Annotated in this window: 13 protein-coding genes; 6 read left to right on the top strand and 7 right to left on the bottom strand. The window is 38.7% G+C overall.

What is annotated here, in order from left to right; genetic code table 11:
• Nucleotide 1: 1 nt before the first annotated feature.
• From WG904_RS16400 to WG904_RS16390, 3 genes are read right to left on the bottom strand one after another with little or no spacing between them, the layout of a single operon-like run.
• The gene (locus tag WG904_RS16400; RefSeq protein WP_339580418.1) at nt 2-466 is read right to left on the bottom strand and encodes a DUF6843 domain-containing protein; all 465 of its coding nucleotides are present in this window, start codon (nt 464-466) and stop codon (nt 2-4) included.
• On the bottom strand, nt 463-3717 hold the full coding sequence (locus tag WG904_RS16395) for a DUF6443 domain-containing protein (protein ID WP_339580417.1): 3255 nt from the start codon (nt 3715-3717) through the stop codon (nt 463-465). The genes WG904_RS16400 and WG904_RS16395 overlap by 4 nt, the downstream gene beginning before the upstream one ends.
• Before the next feature lie 11 nt (nt 3718-3728).
• Nucleotides 3729-7253, bottom strand: a complete 3525-nt coding sequence (locus WG904_RS16390) for an RHS repeat domain-containing protein (protein ID WP_339580416.1) — start codon at nt 7251-7253, stop codon at nt 3729-3731.
• Nucleotides 7254-7726: 473 nt separating this feature from the next.
• Here WG904_RS16390 and lepA point away from each other — a divergent pair, with 473 nt between their 5' ends.
• Together lepA and WG904_RS16380 are read left to right on the top strand one after the other, a co-directional pair.
• Nucleotides 7727-9514, top strand: a complete 1788-nt coding sequence (gene lepA, locus WG904_RS16385; RefSeq protein WP_339580415.1) for a translation elongation factor 4 — start codon at nt 7727-7729, stop codon at nt 9512-9514.
• 6 nt (nt 9515-9520) lie between these two features.
• Nucleotides 9521-10402 (top strand): bifunctional 5,10-methylenetetrahydrofolate dehydrogenase/5,10-methenyltetrahydrofolate cyclohydrolase, encoded by an 882-nt coding sequence (locus WG904_RS16380; protein ID WP_339580414.1) that lies wholly within the window; start codon nt 9521-9523, stop codon nt 10400-10402.
• Between the two features lie 37 nt (nt 10403-10439).
• Here the strand turns inward: WG904_RS16380 and WG904_RS16375 are convergent, their stop codons facing one another.
• Entirely contained in the window at nt 10440-10769 is a 330-nt protein-coding gene (locus WG904_RS16375) for a Rieske (2Fe-2S) protein (protein ID WP_339580413.1), read from the bottom strand.
• A gap of 85 nt (nt 10770-10854) precedes the next feature.
• Between WG904_RS16375 and WG904_RS16370 the strand changes: the two genes are divergently transcribed.
• The 3 genes from WG904_RS16370 to WG904_RS16360 are packed head-to-tail and all read left to right on the top strand — an operon-like array spanning nt 10855 to nt 13835.
• Nucleotides 10855-11478, top strand: a complete 624-nt coding sequence (locus tag WG904_RS16370) for a 7-carboxy-7-deazaguanine synthase QueE (RefSeq protein WP_339580412.1) — start codon at nt 10855-10857, stop codon at nt 11476-11478.
• Between the two features lie 43 nt (nt 11479-11521).
• On the top strand, nt 11522-13417 hold the full coding sequence (locus tag WG904_RS16365; protein WP_339580411.1) for an OmpA family protein: 1896 nt from the start codon (nt 11522-11524) through the stop codon (nt 13415-13417).
• A gap of 1 nt (nt 13418) precedes the next feature.
• Nucleotides 13419-13835 (top strand): DUF6526 family protein, encoded by a 417-nt coding sequence (locus WG904_RS16360; RefSeq protein WP_339580410.1) that lies wholly within the window; start codon nt 13419-13421, stop codon nt 13833-13835.
• A 164-nt stretch (nt 13836-13999) separates the two neighbouring features.
• On the opposite strand, the gene WG904_RS16355 is transcribed toward WG904_RS16360, so the two are convergent.
• Genes WG904_RS16355 through recQ form a run of 3 tightly spaced genes read right to left on the bottom strand, consistent with a single transcriptional unit; the run spans nt 14000 to nt 17566 of the window.
• On the bottom strand, nt 14000-14554 hold the full coding sequence (locus tag WG904_RS16355; RefSeq protein ID WP_339580409.1) for a YqjF family protein: 555 nt from the start codon (nt 14552-14554) through the stop codon (nt 14000-14002).
• Nucleotides 14555-15364 carry a 3-deoxy-8-phosphooctulonate synthase gene (gene kdsA, locus WG904_RS16350; protein ID WP_339580408.1) on the bottom strand — a complete coding sequence of 270 codons (810 nt, stop codon included), beginning with the start codon at nt 15362-15364 and terminating at the stop codon, nt 14555-14557.
• Nucleotides 15365-15376: 12 nt separating this feature from the next.
• Complete coding sequence (recQ, locus tag WG904_RS16345; RefSeq protein WP_339580513.1) at nt 15377-17566, bottom strand: DNA helicase RecQ; 2190 nt, start codon at nt 17564-17566, stop codon at nt 15377-15379.
• A gap of 88 nt (nt 17567-17654) precedes the next feature.
• Between recQ and WG904_RS16340 the strand changes: the two genes are divergently transcribed.
• Nucleotides 17655-18620 carry a KpsF/GutQ family sugar-phosphate isomerase gene (locus tag WG904_RS16340; RefSeq protein WP_339580407.1) on the top strand — a complete coding sequence of 322 codons (966 nt, stop codon included), beginning with the start codon at nt 17655-17657 and terminating at the stop codon, nt 18618-18620.
• The last annotated feature ends 18 nt before the right edge of the window (nt 18621-18638 follow it).

Raw genomic sequence — 18638 nt, 5'->3', positions numbered from 1 at the left:
GTTACTGTGCCAGTTTAATTATATCCAATTTCGGAACTTGCTCCCGAGCAACACTTATCTGATCTTTATTACCGACATAATACTCCAAGAATCTTATATATTCTTTTCCTCCCGCTTCCTTTTTTATACTGCCGGCTGTACCACCACTTGCTACAACGGTGTCTGCGGGTATAATTCTTGGATCTAGTTTAAAGAGTATTTTATTTTCAGGCGAAATACTTTCATAATAGAACTCTGTAAGTCCTATCCATCCCGGATTGGGTGAAAATTTAGTTTTTAAGATACCGTTTGAAGGTATTTCATACACCCGTTTCCCATCTTGAAAAACAGGATCTGCACCATTGGGCTGATCATAAATGATCAGAATAAGGCCCGTGTAATTTCGAGGAACAACAACTATTTCTTTCTCACCTTTGTCACAGCCTAGTAAGATAAAAGCTACCAATAATAAACCTAATGTTTTCATCTGTTAAATTCCTCCTGTACTTTCTTATTCCATTCATCCACAGTATAATTAGTCTTCCCTTGTCGAACACCCGTAAAGTTACCATCCTTATCAAAGTAAATCTGCATATTCACTTTGAACATTGGCTTCTTATTATTGAAAAACAAATCTTTTATGCCCCCTTTTTCCATTTGAGCTCCCAAAAACAATTTGCCTTTACCTGATTGATCAGTAATAAAAGCTTCTGTGCTTGGGAAAGTATCTCCTGTAAATGAACCGCTAATTGACAATATACCTTTCTCTAAATTTTCCTTTAAAGTAAGACCAGCCTGCACATCTAATGCCGGAGTAAGAAATCCCGGAGTAAGGGGATCTTTTCCTGTATGGCTAAAGTCAAATGAGGCTGTTCCATTTGAAAATCTCATGTTATCGTTCGAACCGGAAGGAGTACCGACTCCCACATCTGGAGGTAGGTATCCTAATTGCCCAGTCATACCCATACCGTAAAAGATCGTAGGATCACTACGTGATATAGGTTGCGAAACATTACCCTGAGTAGGATCTACAATAAAGGATGATTCTACCCGTGAAGTCCCAACAAATGAGGGCCCTCTTCCATCCCCATAAAATCGACCCCCTGCAGTAGTTGGTGTAGAAATAAACGACCTAACGGTAACAGGCCATGGATATTCACCCCCAACATCAATAAACCTTATAGGATTATTGAATGCATACGTATATGGTGACCAACTCATCATCTTCTCCGCCATCGGATCTACGCTGTTCCACCTACCAATTATTGGATCATAGAACCTTGCGCTATAATCATACTTCCCAAGCTCCGTTTGCAACTCCTTGCTGTTATAAAGATAATCATTATTGCCAACAGTTGCAACTTTTCTTAAGCCAAAAGGGTAATAGTCGTCGGCCTGAAGCTTCCGCAACACCCCTGCGTTCTTATCGAAAGTGTACCGCACATTGCCCAGGTGGTCGGTCAGGTCGTATTCGTAAACATAGGTACCACTGCTGTTCCTTGCCCTACCCTCTTCGGTCCGGATAAAGTCTATCGCTCCATTGGTATATTGGATCCCGTCCACATAATCGGTTATCACACTCCCGGTAGTCAACACCTCGCGCCTCAGCTTGGTGCCAAGGGCATTATAGGTATAGTATACGTTCAGTCCCGTGGTGGTGGCATGCTTAAGCTGGTTCAGATGGGTATAGGTCTGGGTAAGGTTCATCCGCCCATCGATGGTGGTATTCCCGTTCTGGTCGTACGAATAGGGATTGGTAACCGCATCGACATGGTTGAGCCGGTTGCCCGTATAAAAATACGGATGTGCCGTGCCCCCGTCGCGTGACAGGGTGGTCATATTGCCCATCACATCATAGGTAATCACCTCGCTCATGGCAATGCCCGTACTGATGCCGCTGGTCAACCGGTTAAGCCTGTCGTAGGTATAATCGAAGCGGTTGGGATAGCTGCCCGCCGTACCCCATAGTTGTGCGCTGATGTTGCCGTTGTACTGTGGGTAGCTTAAGGTATCATAGCCCAGTTTCATACCGAACTCATTGCTGATACTGCTCTTTAGCCAGCCTCGTTCATTGCGGGCATATTTCGTGCTTTGCAGGTAGCTGACTCCGGAATCTTCACTGTGCAGCTGTTTCTGTTTCAGCTGCCCGATCTCATCGTAGCTGAGCTTGTTCAACACCACCTCTCCATGGCTGTTGATGTTCTCCTTGGCATTCAACCTGCGACCGGCGTGATCGTAAACATAGGCAGTGGAAATGGTGGTGGTACTGCCCAACGCTACATGGGTTCGCAAGCTTGCCGTTAGCTCGCCGGCAAAGTTGTAGGTGCTCTCGGTACGGTCGGCACCGCCCAAATGGTTCTCGGCAACAGTTTCTCGTGCACGGCCCTCTCCATCGTAGTAATAGACAGTCCAACGAGGCACTGTGCCATCGCTCTGGTAAACCCTGGTGCCGGTAAGCAGCCCCTTAACCTTTGCACTCACCAGCACAGAGGGAGGTATGGCAGCCCCAATCCCCAGAAAATCATAATCATCGTAAAAACTCGCCGTTAAATAAGCGGTTATCGAAGTAGTGGGGTACGACACATTGCTATAGCCCGTAGCTATACCATTATCCCGTATCTCCCAAAGTGGGGAGGTGATGGCAGATATACTTGTCTGCAGGGTGGCACGGGATGAAGCATCCTGGTAAAATCCGGTGAGCACCGTCCTGCCCATGGAATCGTACTTGGTAAAGGTCCACTGGTAATTGCCACGCTGGTTGGCATCCTGGGTAAGGATAGCCTGATCAAGCCGGTTGTACACCATATATTCCCAACCCTTGCCGGGGATCTTCTTCTCGATAAGCCGCTTGCGCCCATCGTAATGGTAACCGTAGATATACTGGTCGAATACCGCATCCGCCTCGATAAAACTGGTAACCGTTACCGCAGGCGGAATTACATAGCGCAACAGCCCAAGGTCGTCGTACACATAATACGTATCCAGGGAAAGGCTTTCGGTTTCCCAAACCCGTTTAAGCACTACCCTACCTTCCATATCTTTAAATTCTTCGCTGGTACCGATCTTTCCGGTGGTCCAGTTCTCGTCTTTACTAATGGTTTTGTACAATTTTCCTGAAGGATAATAGCCGCTACCAGACGCGCCACTGGCATCTACCACCCACAATCGAACTTCGCTAGCGAGGTTACTTTCGTAAGCCTGAACTAATGTTCTTCCAGCACTGCTGGTTCTACTACCTGCAGGTTGCCATATGGCACCTGGTGCGCCTTGTTCAAGTACCCGGTTTAATGGTGATTTCTCGAACACCGTTTGGCTAAATGGATATAGCGTTTTTGCGATGTTAGCATCCCAGCTACTTCCTGTGCTATAAAAATTAGCTAGATTAGTGGTTACGGAGGTTTTAAAACTGGCATCAGCGCTACTTTGCTCGGCATAAGGCTGGTATTTCTTTTCTTCTCTACCAAAGGCATCGTAAGCAAAGTGTTGTACAAGGTCTTTTTGTAACGGACTCCCTTGCCATTGTACGCTTTGGATAGGTCTCCCCAAACCGTCGAAATAATTGATCATACGGTTGGCCGAATCGACCGGGAGGCCCACCAATGCTGAAGTTGTTTTTTTATTGCCCGCTTTAACAGTGGTTTCGAGTATATAATTTTTGCTACTGGTAGGGCTTTGTGCCGCTACATTTAAGCCAGTTAACCATAAGGCCAAGAGACTTATATATATATTGAATTTCATCTGCTTCGCTTTTAAGGTTTAAAGTGATAGGTATAGGTTTTCAAAATGTTGCCATTTTGATCTTTAATTACGCTTAGTCGCTTATGTTCGTCGTATTCGTAGTACGTAGTCATCCCTTTAGCATCTGTTTTACTGCTTATCCCTACTAATGGATTATAGGTAGAAGTTGTCATTAGCGTCCCTTTTGGATGGAGTCGTAGTTCATCAATAGCTACCGTTCCCGAAAGGGTTACAGCTGTTACTCCGGTTACAAAGCATTCGTATCGGCTCCAACCATTTTTCGCATCTACAATAGTGGCTGTTGTTCCACTGAGCGTAGCTGATGAACTATTTTTTGCCCAGTAGGATAATAAATAAGTAGTACCTGAGCTTAAACCCGTTTTAACTACGGTTGTTGAAGGTGTTAAACTATAGGCATATTTTCCAGTTGGTGCTGTAGCATCAACAACGCTAGTTCCACTATAAATCCAATTGCCTTTTCCTTGCGCTTCGAAAGAGGTGTAGGCAATATCGTTTTGAACCGCACCAGATACTTCTGCAACTGGATAAGCAAAACTATAATCGTACAAATAAGACAATGTTGGCCCGTCTGCTTTCTTTTGTTGCAGCAGGTTCACCCCATTATTATAAATATCGTATTCATTAAAAATAACGTTCGGCTCGTATGCGGCTGCTTTACTAAATGTACTTGCTGTTGCAGTTAAACCACTATAATTTAATACCGCCGAATTCGGTAGGTTATAGGAGAAAATGCTGTCCAACAAGCCATAATCAGATCGGTACGAGTAATAATTTGCCCCGGTTAATCGCTTATCTGTACTCGGCAATACTTTATAACTATACTGCTCTATTGGTAAATTAACCGTATTTAAGTCTTGTAGTTTCAAAATCGATTGGCTATCGGGATGGGTAGCGCCCGTAACCGTATAATCTAATGGATACTTGGTAACTACGCCGAGCTGCTGTCCATCGCTTGTAGAAAGGGTTTCGACTGTCGGTTTAAGATTTCTAGTATTGTAGGTGTAATTTTTAATCGTTTCAACATAATTGCCACCATTATAAGTTCTACTTGTTGTTTTCTTAAGGTATATAAAATCAGAAAAAGCAGGGTAATATTCATAATTTGTAGCGATAGCACCCAAAAAATAATAATCTTCTCCAGGCCAATCTACATCTACATCATCGTAAGTGTATTTAAATATACCTCTAATGCCTTCAAAGGTTTTCTTTTGGTTACCCAGCAAAGTGGTATCATATTCATTTACCACAGACTGTATAAGTTCATTGCTGCTACCATTAAACTTAAAAACTTTGCGTTCGGTTTCCAAACCACGTTGCCATTGAAAACTAACCGGTAAGCTCGAACTAAGGTTCATCATTTCGATATCGGGATACTCACTATAATTAGTAAATTTATATTGTGTATATCCATTCGTATCATCTTCACCATTTAATTCAATTACATTACTATAACCAACACTTTTACCAATATCATCAACTAAGGGGTAATTAGACTGCGAAGATCGTTTTATACACAACTTAGGTTCAACCGAAGTCACATCTGGCGTATAGCTAACGTAGCTAAAGTAGCGAGGATAAAAACGTGATTGACCACTAGAGAAAGCTTGGTTTTCTTCTTTTACATATTTGTAATACTTCATCGTGGTGAGACTATTATTCTCATCGTAATTTTTGATTTTCTTTATCCGAATGCCTCCTACTGGCCTATTATTAGCCTCCATATCCGTAATGGGCAAACAACTATCCCAAGTAAGATGAACGTAAGTATTTTGGTATGAATCGGGGTAAGGGTTTCCAACGCAGTCGATAATGATTTTATAATTCCCATTCGGTAATGCAAACGAAAGGGGATCTAGGGTATCTGGCCGTCCGTCGCCTACCCAATAAATAGTACCTGTAGCATGTGTATCTGTATTTTCATAACTCACCTTGATCCATAAGCCAGGGTATCCACCTGGAAGATAGAAGGGGTCGAAACCTAAAACGGATACGTTAATAATTCCGTTACAATTACCAAGCATTGTAAATTCTCCTTCGGCATAATCTGAAGATCCAATAGGGATATCGATACCCGTTGGTTTGGGGATTATGGGTGCTTCTAATGAGCTCGATGTGTTACTCTCTAACTCAAATGTGGTATACCCTTTAGTTGGATAGGTAATTTTATTAAGGCTACCAGCTATGGCATAGGTTGGATTAACTTCTCTATAACCACCGGGTAAATTAACAACTGAACCCGAAGAAATCACATATTGCATTGGTGGATATAAATTACTATTCCCATCTGCACCATTATAATATCCCCAATGATCTTGTCCAAACGATAGTCTAGAAGTTAAGCCAGAATTATACTCAAAAGCATGCGTTTCAGGGTGGTTATGGTTTCCATCAACCGAGTACTCACTTACCGACAATAGCTTTAACCTAGCTTCGTAAGCAGCTGTTGGAGAAATACATGTAGTAGTAGAGCCGCCATTATAGAAATATTCGTAGTTCAAATCAAAATCTTTAATCAACTGGTTGTCGATGTCGTACACTTTAACTTCAGTTACCGCAGAGTCGCCAGGCAGATCACACCTAGAAAGGTTTCTAAAAAATTTTACTTTTCCTGTATTAAAATTGATTTCGTTGATTTTGGTAATGCTATGGTCTATATTTTGTTTATGACTAATCTCTTCACTTATTGCTGGGTTATAATAATGGGCCACCGAGCTAAAGGTTTGGTAACTAATTACGTTGTGGTTATACGAAAAACTAACCGTTCTACTTGTTAATGGGTCTACAATTGTACTTAGGTACCAAGCAGTTGTGGTACTTACCGTAGCAGTAATACCCCTGGTGCTAATTTCCATTTCCCCAAAGGTGTAAATGATGCCATTTTCGTCGGTTATGGTAAAAGAGGTTACGCCTCCAAAAGAAGCGGTGAATTCTATTTTTAATTTACTGAAGGGAAGGCTGTAGAACTTTCCATCATTTTGATGATACATAAATTTACCAGATTGCCCTCCAAAATTGAAATAGAAAATATCGGGTTCTGCATCTAATTTTGAACCAACTATTTTCTTTAACATATCACCTACCCCTGGCGCAGCTGTGTTAATCAGCGTTTTCATGCTGTCTACCGTTTTTGTAGTACTAAAGAAACTCGCCTCACCTGGCGGAGCGATTTCATCTGGAGCCCCCCTAACCGACCTCGTAATCACACCTCCTGCATTTAACGCCCAGCCCAAACCAACAGACGAGGCAATCTCTTCAACCTTAATACCACCCGCATTGTACGAAATACCAATTGGAATTTTTATTCTTCCACTATTTATTTCATAAAAGGGAATATTGATACTCGGAATTCCCGTATACAGCCCCACAGGATATTCACCGTACTTCCCCAAGGCAGCGGCATCTGGAGAAACCTGTGCGATTTTATTCAATTCTACCTCTTGCATGGTTTGGCCATTGCTAATCAATGGGAATAGCAAGAGCATCGCTAACGATGTCATTAATTTTATGTTCTTCATAGGTTAAATAGATTAAGATTTGCTTAGTGATTTCTATTTAGGAGCGATATTTTATTAACTTAAAATTAAAGTTAGACTTTTAAAAGCAGAATAGCAACGGGAAAATCCCCATATTTTTACCGTAAAAACACCCTAAATTATATCATTTCTAACGTTTGATCTTCTGATTTTCTTCTTGTCCGTTAACCATTAAATGGAATGGGGTTAACTAACTTTAGGACTATATCTTTTATTTTTTTAAGTATATTCCTTACACCTCAAGCATTTTCGCAAAATAAAACAGAGAATATTGCCGAAATCGTTGCTATTGGGGAAATTGCTAAAAATTTCGACATCGTTTTTTATTTTAATAGGTCATCTTCATCGCAATTAATACCACTTATAAATCTTTTATTGTTGTAAATAATGTTTCTATTTGCTCTTCTATTTTCCGCTTTCCATCTTACTGTAAAAAACCTATCTTTGCACCAAAGATGAAGCACATACGTAATTTTTGCATTATTGCACATATAGACCACGGCAAAAGCACCTTGGCCGATAGGTTATTAGAATATACCGCCACCATTTCGAAACGCGAAGCCCAAGCACAATTGCTTGATAATATGGATTTAGAGCGAGAACGTGGGATTACCATTAAAAGTCACGCTATTCAAATGAACTATGCCATAGACGGGCAAGAATATGTGTTTAACTTAATTGATACACCTGGGCACGTCGATTTTTCTTACGAAGTTTCGCGTTCTATTGCGGCTTGCGAAGGTGCTTTATTAATTGTTGATGCATCTCAAGGCATTCAGGCTCAAACCATTTCTAATCTTTATTTAGCTTTAGAGCACGATTTGGAGATTATTCCTATCTTAAATAAGATGGATTTACCAGGTGCAATGCCTGAGGAAGTAAAAGATCAAATAATCGATTTAATTGGTTGTAAGCGAGAAGAAATTATCCCAGCTTCGGGTAAAACCGGAATGGGTATACCCGAAATTTTACAAGCCATTGTAGATCGTGTTCCATCGCCAGTTGGCGATCCAGAAGCTCCATTACAAGCCTTAATTTTTGATAGTGTTTTTAATTCCTTTAGAGGAATTATTGCCTATTATAAGGTAGTAAATGGCGAAATAAAAAAAGGGGATAAAGTTAAATTTATTAATACGGGTAAAGAGTATTTGGCAGACGAGGTTGGAATTTTAAAATTAGACATGTCGCCCCGAAACATTGTTAAAACCGGTGATGTAGGTTATATTATTTCAGGCATTAAAGAAGCCCGAGAGGTGAAGGTTGGCGATACCATTACCACGGTTGGTAGACCCTCATTAGAGGCTATCCAAGGTTTTGAAGAAGTGAAACCCATGGTATTTGCAGGTATCTATCCGGTAGATACCGATGAGTTTGAAGAATTGAGAGAAGCCATGCACAAGCTGCAATTAAACGATGCTTCGATTGTTTTCGAACCAGAAAGTTCAGCGGCACTAGGCTTTGGCTTTAGATGCGGATTTTTGGGCATGTTGCACATGGAGATTATCCAAGAGCGTTTAGAGCGCGAGTTCGACATGACCGTGATTACCACTGTTCCCAACGTATCTTATATAGCTTATACCACTAAAGGTGACGAAATTACCGTTAACAACCCATCTGATTTACCTGATCCTAGTAAGTTAGATTCGGTTGAAGAGCCATTTATCAAAGCGAATATTATTACCAAGGCAGATTTTGTTGGCCCAATTATGTCGCTTTGTATTCAAAAAAGAGGAACGATTACAAATCAATCTTATTTAACATCTGACCGTGTTGAATTGGTTTTTGAAATGCCTATGGGCGAGATTGTATTCGACTTTTATGACAAGTTAAAAACCCTCTCTAAAGGATATGCTTCATTTGATTATCATCAGATCGGTTACCGTAAATCTGATTTAGTACGCTTGGATCTGTTATTGAATGAAGAACCAGTAGATGCTTTATCGTCTTTAATTCACAGAAGCAATGCGTATGATTTTGGTAAAAAAATCTGCGAGAAATTAAGGGAATTAATTCCTCGTCAGCAATTCGAGATTAAAATCCAAGCTTCTATTGGCGCAAAAGTAATTGCCCGCGAAACTTTAAGTGCGTTGCGCAAAGATGTAACGGCCAAATGTTATGGTGGAGATATTTCGCGTAAACGAAAACTACTCGAAAAACAGAAAAAAGGTAAAAAACGTATGCGCCAAGTAGGAAATGTTGAAATTCCCCAGACAGCTTTTATGGCGGTATTAAAATTAGACTAAACCTAAATGAACCTACTCGACGGAAAATTCGCTTCAGAAAAGATAAAAACTGAAATTGCTGAAGAAGCAGCAGCATTTTTAAGAGAAAATGGCCGTAAGCCCCATTTAGTTGCCATATTGGTTGGTAATGATGGAGGAAGCGAAACGTATGTAGCCAGCAAAATGAAAAACTGCGAAAAAGTAGGTTTTCTATCTTCTTTAATTAGATACGACATATCTGTAACTGAAGCTGAACTTTTGGCTAAAATTGAAGAAGTTAACCAAGATGCGGGTGTTGATGGATTAATTGTACAATTACCCTTACCAAAGCATATCGATCCCGAAAAAGTTACTGAAGCCATAGATTATCGCAAAGATGTTGATGGCTTTCACCCAGTAAACTTGGGCAGGATGATGCGTAATTTACCATGCTTCATTCCGGCAACTCCATACGGTATTCTTTTGATGCTTAAAGCTTATGATATTGATACCACTGGTAAACATTGTGTGGTGGTTGGGCGTAGTAATATTGTAGGAAGTCCGATGAGTATTTTAATGGCACGAAATGCAAATCCGGGTAATTGCACCGTAACATTAACCCACAGTAAAACGCATAATTTGAAAGAAATGGTTTTACAGGCCGATATTATCGTTGCAGCCATTGGGCGTAAAAATTTCGTAACTGCAGATATGGTAAAACCAGGCGCAATTATTATTGATGTTGGTATAAATAGAGAAACATCTACTGAAACTAAATCAGGTTACAAATTATATGGTGATGTAGACTTTGATAATGTGGGCCCAAAATCGTCGTGGATTACTCCTGTACCAGGTGGCGTTGGTTTGATGACTATCGTGGGTCTCTTAAAAAACACCTTAGCTTCTGCGAAGAAAGAGATTTATAGCTGAAATTTAACCTCGCAGGTTCCGAACCTGCGAGGTTAAATTATTTAAAAAAGCGCTTCCAAAGCGCTTCCTTAAAGCCTACATAAATACCATCTTCTCTTATTTCTGTAGGGTAAATGGTGATGTAATCTCCTTGTCCCTCGGCACCCCTACCCGTTGCTAAGCTATATTCCCAGCGATGAACCGGGCAAACGATATGTCCTTCCTTACACCATCCTCCACTTAATAGGCCACCTGCATGTGGGCAGGTATTTTGTATAACATGAATTTTATCTTGACTTTTTACCAAACATAGTTTCTTTCCATTTATAAAAACCTGACCTACAAATTCATCGTCAGGTATAGCAACATCAATTTTGAACCACTTCATGATCAATTAACCGTCAAATATTAGCAAGCAAGATACACAATATCACTATATACCCCTACATTTTAGTATCTTTGTGAATTAGTTTATGGCACATATAATACCAGAGAATGGCACATTGCTTCCGTTGATGGAAGAATTTTATACGATACAGGGAGAAGGATTTAATACCGGTAAAGCGGCATACTTTGTCCGTTTAGGGGGCTGCGATGTGGGCTGTCACTGGTGTGATGTAAAAGAAAGTTGGGATGCAGAATTGCATGCGCTTACTTCGGTAGACGATATCGTAGAAAAAGCTGATTCTTTTCCTGGCAAAGCGGTTGTGGTAACTGGTGGCGAACCTTTAATATACAATTTGGATTATCTCACGCAGAAGTTGCAAGCAAAAAATATATTAACCTTTATTGAAACTTCAGGTGCTTACCCCCTTTCGGGCACATGGGATTGGATTTGCTTATCGCCTAAAAAATTTAAGGCACCCCGGCCCGACATCACTCCTTTTGCAAATGAACTAAAAGTGATCGTATTTAATAAAAGTGATTTTGAATGGGCAGAAAAGTATGCAGAATCGGTTTCGCCAACTTGTAAACTGTATTTGCAGCCCGAATGGTCGAAGGCAAAAGAAATAACGCCATTAATTGTAGAGTACGTAATGGCAAATCCGAAGTGGGAAATCTCCCTGCAAACGCATAAATTCTTAAATATTCCTTAAAATTTATCTACATTAGTTCATCGATAAGCGTTGAAAGACTATAATGAATAAATTTTTCGTATTTCTTTTGTTTTGCATTACACTTCAAGCAAACGCTCAAAATTCAACCATAAAGAGAGCTCAGGAAAGCTATGAAGATGCGCAGCAGTTTTTACGGCAAAGTGCGTACGATGAAGGAATTAAATATTTAGATCAAGCCATTAAAGCCGATCCGAAGTTTCAAGCAGCTTACATCCAACTTGGTGATGTATATCGAAAAATTAGGCAGTTCCCAAAAGCAATTGAAAATTATAAAAAAGCCATTTTATCTGCACATGTTACTGTAGAAACTCGAATTTACTTTGTGTTAGCAGAAAGTGAACTACTAATTGGTAATTACGGAGAAGCAAAAGCAAGTTTATTGGAATTTCAGTCAAAATATCAAGGTCAGGATGCCGATTTTCTGTTAAAAACTAAGAAGTACCTGCTAGATTGTGATTTTGCGATCAACGCTATAAAATCACCTACAAATTACGAACCTATAAACATGGGTTTTAACGTAAATAGTGAATATCGCGATTATTTTCCAGCGTTAACAGCCGATGGGGAAACGATCATTTTCTCGAGAGTAGTACAGGGAAACGAAGATTTCTATACCTCAAAAAAGAAAGATGGAAAATGGCAAAAAGCAGAACCACTTAGTTCAAACATCAACACACCGATGTTTAATGAAGGTGCACAGTCTATTTCCCCAGATGGAAAATACTTGTTTTTCACAGGTTGCAATCGCCCTGATGGTTTAGGTCGCTGTGATATCTATTTATCTCGCAAGGAAGGAAATAAATGGGGAAAGGCCATCAATTTAGGCACAACCATTAACTCAGAGTACTGGGAATCGCAGCCATCGATTAGTCCAGACGGGAATACACTTTACTTTGTAAGCAATAGACCTGGAGGTATCGGAGGATACGACATTTGGAAAAGTACTTTAAATGATGAATCGAGATGGAATCTGCCAGTTAACTTAGGTCCAGCAATTAATACCCCATTCGACGAAAGTACGCCTTTTATGCATTCAGACGGTAAAACCTTATATTTTTCGTCGGATGGCTGGCCAGGAATGGGAAATAAGGATATTTTCTTTAGCAAATTAGAAAATGATAAGTGGAGCAATCCACAAAATTTGGGGTATCCAATTAATACTTTTAATGAAGAAACCGGCTTAATTGTAAGTGCCGATGGAACAGAGGGACTATTTTCTTCGAATTTAGAAGGTGGCTTTGGCGAACTCGATATTTATCGCTTTAAATTACCAGAAATCGCTAAACCCATGCCAGTTACCTATGTGAAAGGCGTAGTTAGGGATAAAGAAACGAATGAACTTTTGGAAGCTAGCATTGTGGTAATCGATTTAAAAACTGATTTGGCGCTATTTAATGATATTACCTCGGCCGAAACCGGTGATTTTTTAACGGTGTTACCAATAGGAACTACCTATTCGTTTGATGTTGATGCTCCAGGCTATTTATTTTATTCGAGGCATTACGATTTAAAAGAGGTTTCGGAAACGAATAAGCCATTTGAAGTAGCACTTTATTTGGATAAAATAAAATTAGGGGCGAATGCTGCCCTTTCTAATATTTTCTTCGAATCAAACAAATTCGAATTGTTGCCAACTTCAATGGCTGAGTTAAATTTACTGCTCGACTTTTTAACTTCAAACGATAAAATTAGCATTGAAATTCAAGGACATACCGATAGCAGTGGAGAAAGCAAATTTAACGAGAAACTCTCTGAAAATAGGGCTAAGGAAGTCTACAATTATCTAATTAATAATGGAATTGCTGCAAAAAGGTTAAGGTACAAGGGATACGGATCTACAAAACCAAGAGCCGATAACACCACAGAAGAGGGAAGACATCAAAATAGAAGAACAGAATTTATAATTACAAAAATTTAATATGATACAAAACTTTAAAAACCACAAGAGATACAGCATTACATATCACTTTATTACTGTTCCATTAATGATCGCTGCGATTTGGGTGGCTATCGATTTATTTATAGAAAATCAGGATGTATTGCATGGATTAATGGTTTGTTCATTTTTTCTAATAGCTATAGTAGCTGCATTCGCTAGAATGTTTGCTTTAAAAGTTCAGGACCGTGCCGCAAGGGCAGATGAGCGATTGCGTTATTATATCTTATCAGGAAAAATGCTTCCTGCTAAGTTAAGAATGAGCCAGATTTTAGCCTTACGATTTGCTAGCGATGAAGAATTTGTAGCTTTAGTAGATCGTACACTATTTGATAAATTATCGTCAAAAGAAATTAAGCAAGCCATAGTAGATTGGCGAGCCGACCATGACAGGGTTTAATGCGTTAGCTTTTTCCCCTTCATTACACGTATTTCAGATCCTTCTGCGAGCATAACCGATTGAGGTTCACAGCTATTGAGAAAACTAAAATCTTCCCCATAGTTCTGTTTAAAGTCTACATCGATTTTATAACTTTTTATAGGGTATATCTCCCAGCGGGGATGTTATACTTCATATTCTGAAGATTTATAACTATTAATTTTGGTGTAACCCCAATAATGTTCGGTAATAAATTCTTCATCACTATTTTCTTTTATAGCTTCGCTTTTTGTAGCCGACACTACGGTAAAGGTATTCCAATTTTTAACTTTCCACGAATAGGCGATTTCAAATTGATCTTCTTTCAGTTGCCAATTATGCTTCATGGTGCATGTTTGGTACTTTTCTTTATAAATGGTATTTGCCACAAGTGTTATTGCTGGCATAGGAACAATTTCTTTGATAAAGACTGCACCTCTTTTCCAAACCCCGTTATCATTATATTTTACATAAAATCTAAGGTTAACTTCTTCGAAATTATCATGAAAGGGAACTTTAATCCCTAATAATTTCGTGTTTAAAAACATGAATCCCACTAAACTCACATAATATTTCCCATTCCAATCGTCTAATTCTGTGAAAGTTGGGAGATATTTTAGTAGAATTTCTTTATCTATACTATAGTTGGCTAGCGCCAATTTTCGCCATTCGGCAGTTAGGAAAATTGTTGATTTAGACATTTAAATAACTGCTTGACGCACTCTTATTAACTTAACCAACAAATCTTCGAGCAGGGCTAAATTAAGCATATTAGCGCCATCAGATTTAGCATTAGCCGGGTCGGGATGGGTTTCGATAAATAAACCATCAGCACCCACAGCAATTGCCGCCTTCGCTATCGTTGTAATTAATTCGGGTTTACCTCCGGTTACCCCACTAGTTTGATTTGGTTGTTGCAGCGAATGGGTGCAATCCATCACTACAGGCACACCAAAACTTTGCATTTCAGGTAAACCACGATAATCTACAATTAAATCTTGATAGCCAAAAGTGTTACCTCTATCCGTTAAGATTACCCTATTGTTGCCTGAATCGACGATTTTTTCGACTGCAAACTTCATAGAACCTGCAGAAAGAAATTGACCTTTTTTTACATTTACCACTTTTCCCGTCTGAGCGGCAGCGATTAATAAATCGGTTTGTCGACATAAGAAGGCAGGAATTTGTAAAACGTCTACATAAGCCGCCGCCATTGCGGCTTCATTACTTTCATGAATGTCGGTAACTGTTGGAACATTAAAAGTTTGACCTATTTTTTCTAAAATTTTTAATGCTTTCTCATCACCAATGCCAGTAAAAGAACTTCCTTTGCTTCGATTCGCCTTTCGATAAGATCCTTTAAATATAAAAGGTATCTTAAGTTTATCGGTTATAGTTAAAATTTTTTCGGCAATTCGAAAAGCAATATCTTCGCCCTCAATGGCACATGGCCCTGCCATTAAAAAGAAATTATTAGAATTTTGGTGTTGAAGTTTATCTATACTTAGCATCTTTCTTTAATGTTAATTTCCAAATTCTGACATGAATTTAATGCGCATTAATTGTATTTCTTCTCTGGTGTAGTCACTTTCTCCCAAATCGCTTAATGCTTCATCAATTGAGTCGCTATCTGCAGCCTTAAAATAATCGAAAACTTCATCTTGTCTGTCCTCATCGATCAATTCATCTACAAAATAAGAGAGATTAAGCTTGGTACCTGAGTTTACAATGGCTTCTACTTCTTTCAATATTTCTGAGTACGTTATACCTTTTGATTTTGCAATGTCTTCTAAGCCAATTTGTCGATCTATATTTTGAATAATCGACACTTTTAAGGCCGATTTGTTAGCTTGGGTTTTAATTACAAGGTCAATTGGACGCTCAATGTCGTTATCCTCAACATATTTTTTAATCAATTCAATAAATGGTGCGCCGAATTTAAGTGCTTTCCCATTTCCAACGCCAGAAATTTGCTTTAATTCATCCATTGCAATCGGATAATGTGTACACATTTCTTCTAATGATGGATCTTGAAACACTACGAAAGGAGGAACATTTTTTTGTTTAGCAATTTTTTTTCTTAGGTCCTTTAATAAACCTAATAATTGTGTATCGAGTGCGCCAGAACCTTGTTTTACATCATCCTCATCTTCATCTCCTACACCCTCAATGAGTTCATTTAAAATGAATTTTAAACTGTAAGGATTTTCGATAAAGTCATTTCCGATAGTGGTTAACCTTAATAAACCATAATTATCGATGTCTTTTGACACAAAATTATTGAGTATGGCTTGTCTAACTAATGATTTCCATAAAATTTCTCCATCTTCTTTTCCCATTCCAAACTCAGGAAGCTTGTTTTGCTCGTATGCTATAGTTTGAGCAGTCTCGCTACCCATAAAAATATTTAACAAGTGTGTATCGTCAAATTTCTCGCCAGTAGAAAGAATTAATTTTAAGAAGGTTAATAATTGGGATTCAGCATCGAAATATTGTTTAGGTTTCTTGCAATTATCGCACATGCAATTACAACCCGTTTCATTAAAGTTCTCGCCAAAGTAATGAAGAATTTGCTTTCTTCGGCACACACCTGATTCGGCATAATCAATTACCTCTTTTAATATCTGGGTACCAATTTCGCGTTCCGAAACAGGTTTATCTTTCATAAACTTAGCCAGTTTATCAACATCTTTTTGCGCATAAAAAGCCAAGCAAACCCCCTCACCCCCATCACGTCCTGCCCTGCCGGTTTCCTGGTAATAGCCTTCCATGCTTTTCGGAATATCGTGATGAATTACAAAACGAACATCTGGCTTATCAATTCCCATTCCAAAAGCAATGGTGGCCACTATTACCTCTACATCTTCCATTAAGAACTTATCTTGTGTATCGGCACGAACTTTAGGTTCTAAACCAGCATGGTAAGGCAGCGCTTTTATTCCATTTAAATTGAGGCTCTCTGCTACTTCTTCAACTTTTTTACGACTTAAGCAATAGATAATTCCCGATTTTCCGGTATTATATTTTATATAGCGAATAATCTCTTTTATTACATCCTTTTTGGGTCTGATTTCGTAAAAAAGATTTGGTCTATTAAACGACGATTTAAACAAGGTTGCATCGGTCATTTGCAAGTTCTTAATAATATCTTGCTGTACCTTCGGGGTGGCGGTTGCCGTTAATGCAATAATTGGAATTTCTTCTCCTAAACCACTAATTACCTGTCTTATTTTGCGGTATTCGGGTCTAAAATCGTGCCCCCATTCTGATATACAATGTGCTTCATCAACCGCTACAAATGAAATTTTTAATAAACGTAAGAATTCTATATTTTCTAACTTTGCTAGTGATTCGGGGGCAACATAGAGCAATTTTGTCTGTCCACCCAACAAATCACTCTTAACCTGCGTAATTTCTGCTTTATTTAATGATGAATTTAGGAAATGTGCAATGCTATCACTTCCTCCAAATGCTCTTAACTGGTCAACTTGGTTTTTCATTAATGCGATTAACGGTGAAATTACAATGGCTGTACCCTCACTCATTAACGCAGGTAGTTGGTAACATATCGACTTTCCTCCGCCTGTAGGCATAATTACAAATGTATTCTTACCCTCCAATATATTTGTAATTATCGGCTCTTGATCACCCTTAAAATTATCAAAACCGAAGAAAGTTTGTAAATTATCAAACAACGACTTTTTCACGTCCATTTTTTGTATCAAATATTCTGTGCTATTATTGTTCAAAATAACATAATTTTGCATGAATTAAAGCATTAATATACTAATAATTTTCTCTTTGAAAAGTAAAAAATCTATAATCGAAATAGCAGTTGCTACATTTAGGCTCGAATCTGAAGCAATTTTGAATTTAATACCTCATATTAACGACGATTTTGTTGCTGTTGTTAATGCAATATTAGAGAATAAAGGACGAGTAATTGTTACTGGAATTGGGAAAAGTGCCATTATTGCACAAAAGATCGTAGCTACATTTAATTCTACAGGCACTCCTGCTATTTTTATGCACGCTGCTGATGCTGTTCACGGCGATTTAGGGATGATTCAACAACATGATATTGTAATTTGTTTATCGAAGAGTGGAAACACTCCAGAAATTAAATTATTAGCACCCTTATTAAAACAGTCTGGAAATCTGTTGATTGGAATGCTAGGGAAAGTAGATTCTCATTTGGCACGTTCGGCAGATTTTATCCTGAATACAAGTGTAGAAAAAGAAGCTTGTCCACATAACTTGGCCCCCACTACGAGTACAACTGCTCAGTTGGCCATGGGCGATGCCTTAGCCATTTGTTTATTGGAAGCGAGAGATTTTAATACCGAAGATTTTGCAAGGTACCATCCGGGTGGTTCTTTGGGAAAAAGATTATACCTAAAGGCAGGCGATCTTGCAGTAAAGAATAAAAGGCCTATTATTTCTCCTTCTGCTCCTATTAAGGACGTCATTACAGAAATTAGTAAAAACAGAATGGGTGCTGTTGTTGTACTAGAAGATGAAAAAGTATTGGGCATAATCACAGATGGCGATATTAGGAGAATGCTTGAAAAACAGTCTAATTTAGCGCATATTAAAGCTTCAGATTTAATGAATCCTAATCCAAAAAAAATAGATAAGGAAGAACTGGCTTTATTGGCATTAGAAACGATAAAAAAAAACAATATTACTCAATTATTAGTTATGGATGATCAGACTTATTGCGGAATGATACATTTACATGACCTTTTAGATGAAGGTATTATTTAAATAAAATTATCTTTGTAG

This window comes from Pedobacter anseongensis, assembly GCF_037482965.1.
Lineage (GTDB): Bacteria > Bacteroidota > Bacteroidia > Sphingobacteriales > Sphingobacteriaceae > Pedobacter > Pedobacter anseongensis.
This window is presented reverse-complemented; position numbering and strand designations above follow the sequence as displayed.

Excerpts from the sequence above, each read along its gene's own strand:
- WG904_RS16400 (WP_339580418.1), bottom strand. The coding sequence starts at position 466 with ATGAAAACATTAGGTTTATTATTGGTAGCTTTTATCTTACTAGGCTGT.
- WG904_RS16395 (WP_339580417.1), bottom strand. The coding sequence starts at position 3,717 with ATGAAATTCAATATATATATAAGTCTCTTGGCCTTATGGTTAACTGGC.
- WG904_RS16390 (WP_339580416.1), bottom strand. The coding sequence starts at position 7,253 with ATGAAGAACATAAAATTAATGACATCGTTAGCGATGCTCTTGCTATTC.
- lepA (WP_339580415.1), top strand. The coding sequence starts at position 7,727 with ATGAAGCACATACGTAATTTTTGCATTATTGCACATATAGACCACGGC.
- WG904_RS16380 (WP_339580414.1), top strand. The coding sequence starts at position 9,521 with ATGAACCTACTCGACGGAAAATTCGCTTCAGAAAAGATAAAAACTGAA.
- WG904_RS16375 (WP_339580413.1), bottom strand. The coding sequence starts at position 10,769 with ATGAAGTGGTTCAAAATTGATGTTGCTATACCTGACGATGAATTTGTA.
- WG904_RS16370 (WP_339580412.1), top strand. The coding sequence starts at position 10,855 with ATGGCACATATAATACCAGAGAATGGCACATTGCTTCCGTTGATGGAA.
- WG904_RS16365 (WP_339580411.1), top strand. The coding sequence starts at position 11,522 with ATGAATAAATTTTTCGTATTTCTTTTGTTTTGCATTACACTTCAAGCA.
- WG904_RS16360 (WP_339580410.1), top strand. The coding sequence starts at position 13,419 with ATGATACAAAACTTTAAAAACCACAAGAGATACAGCATTACATATCAC.
- WG904_RS16355 (WP_339580409.1), bottom strand. The coding sequence starts at position 14,554 with ATGTCTAAATCAACAATTTTCCTAACTGCCGAATGGCGAAAATTGGCG.
- kdsA (WP_339580408.1), bottom strand. The coding sequence starts at position 15,364 with ATGCTAAGTATAGATAAACTTCAACACCAAAATTCTAATAATTTCTTT.
- recQ (WP_339580513.1), bottom strand. The coding sequence starts at position 17,566 with ATGGACGTGAAAAAGTCGTTGTTTGATAATTTACAAACTTTCTTCGGT.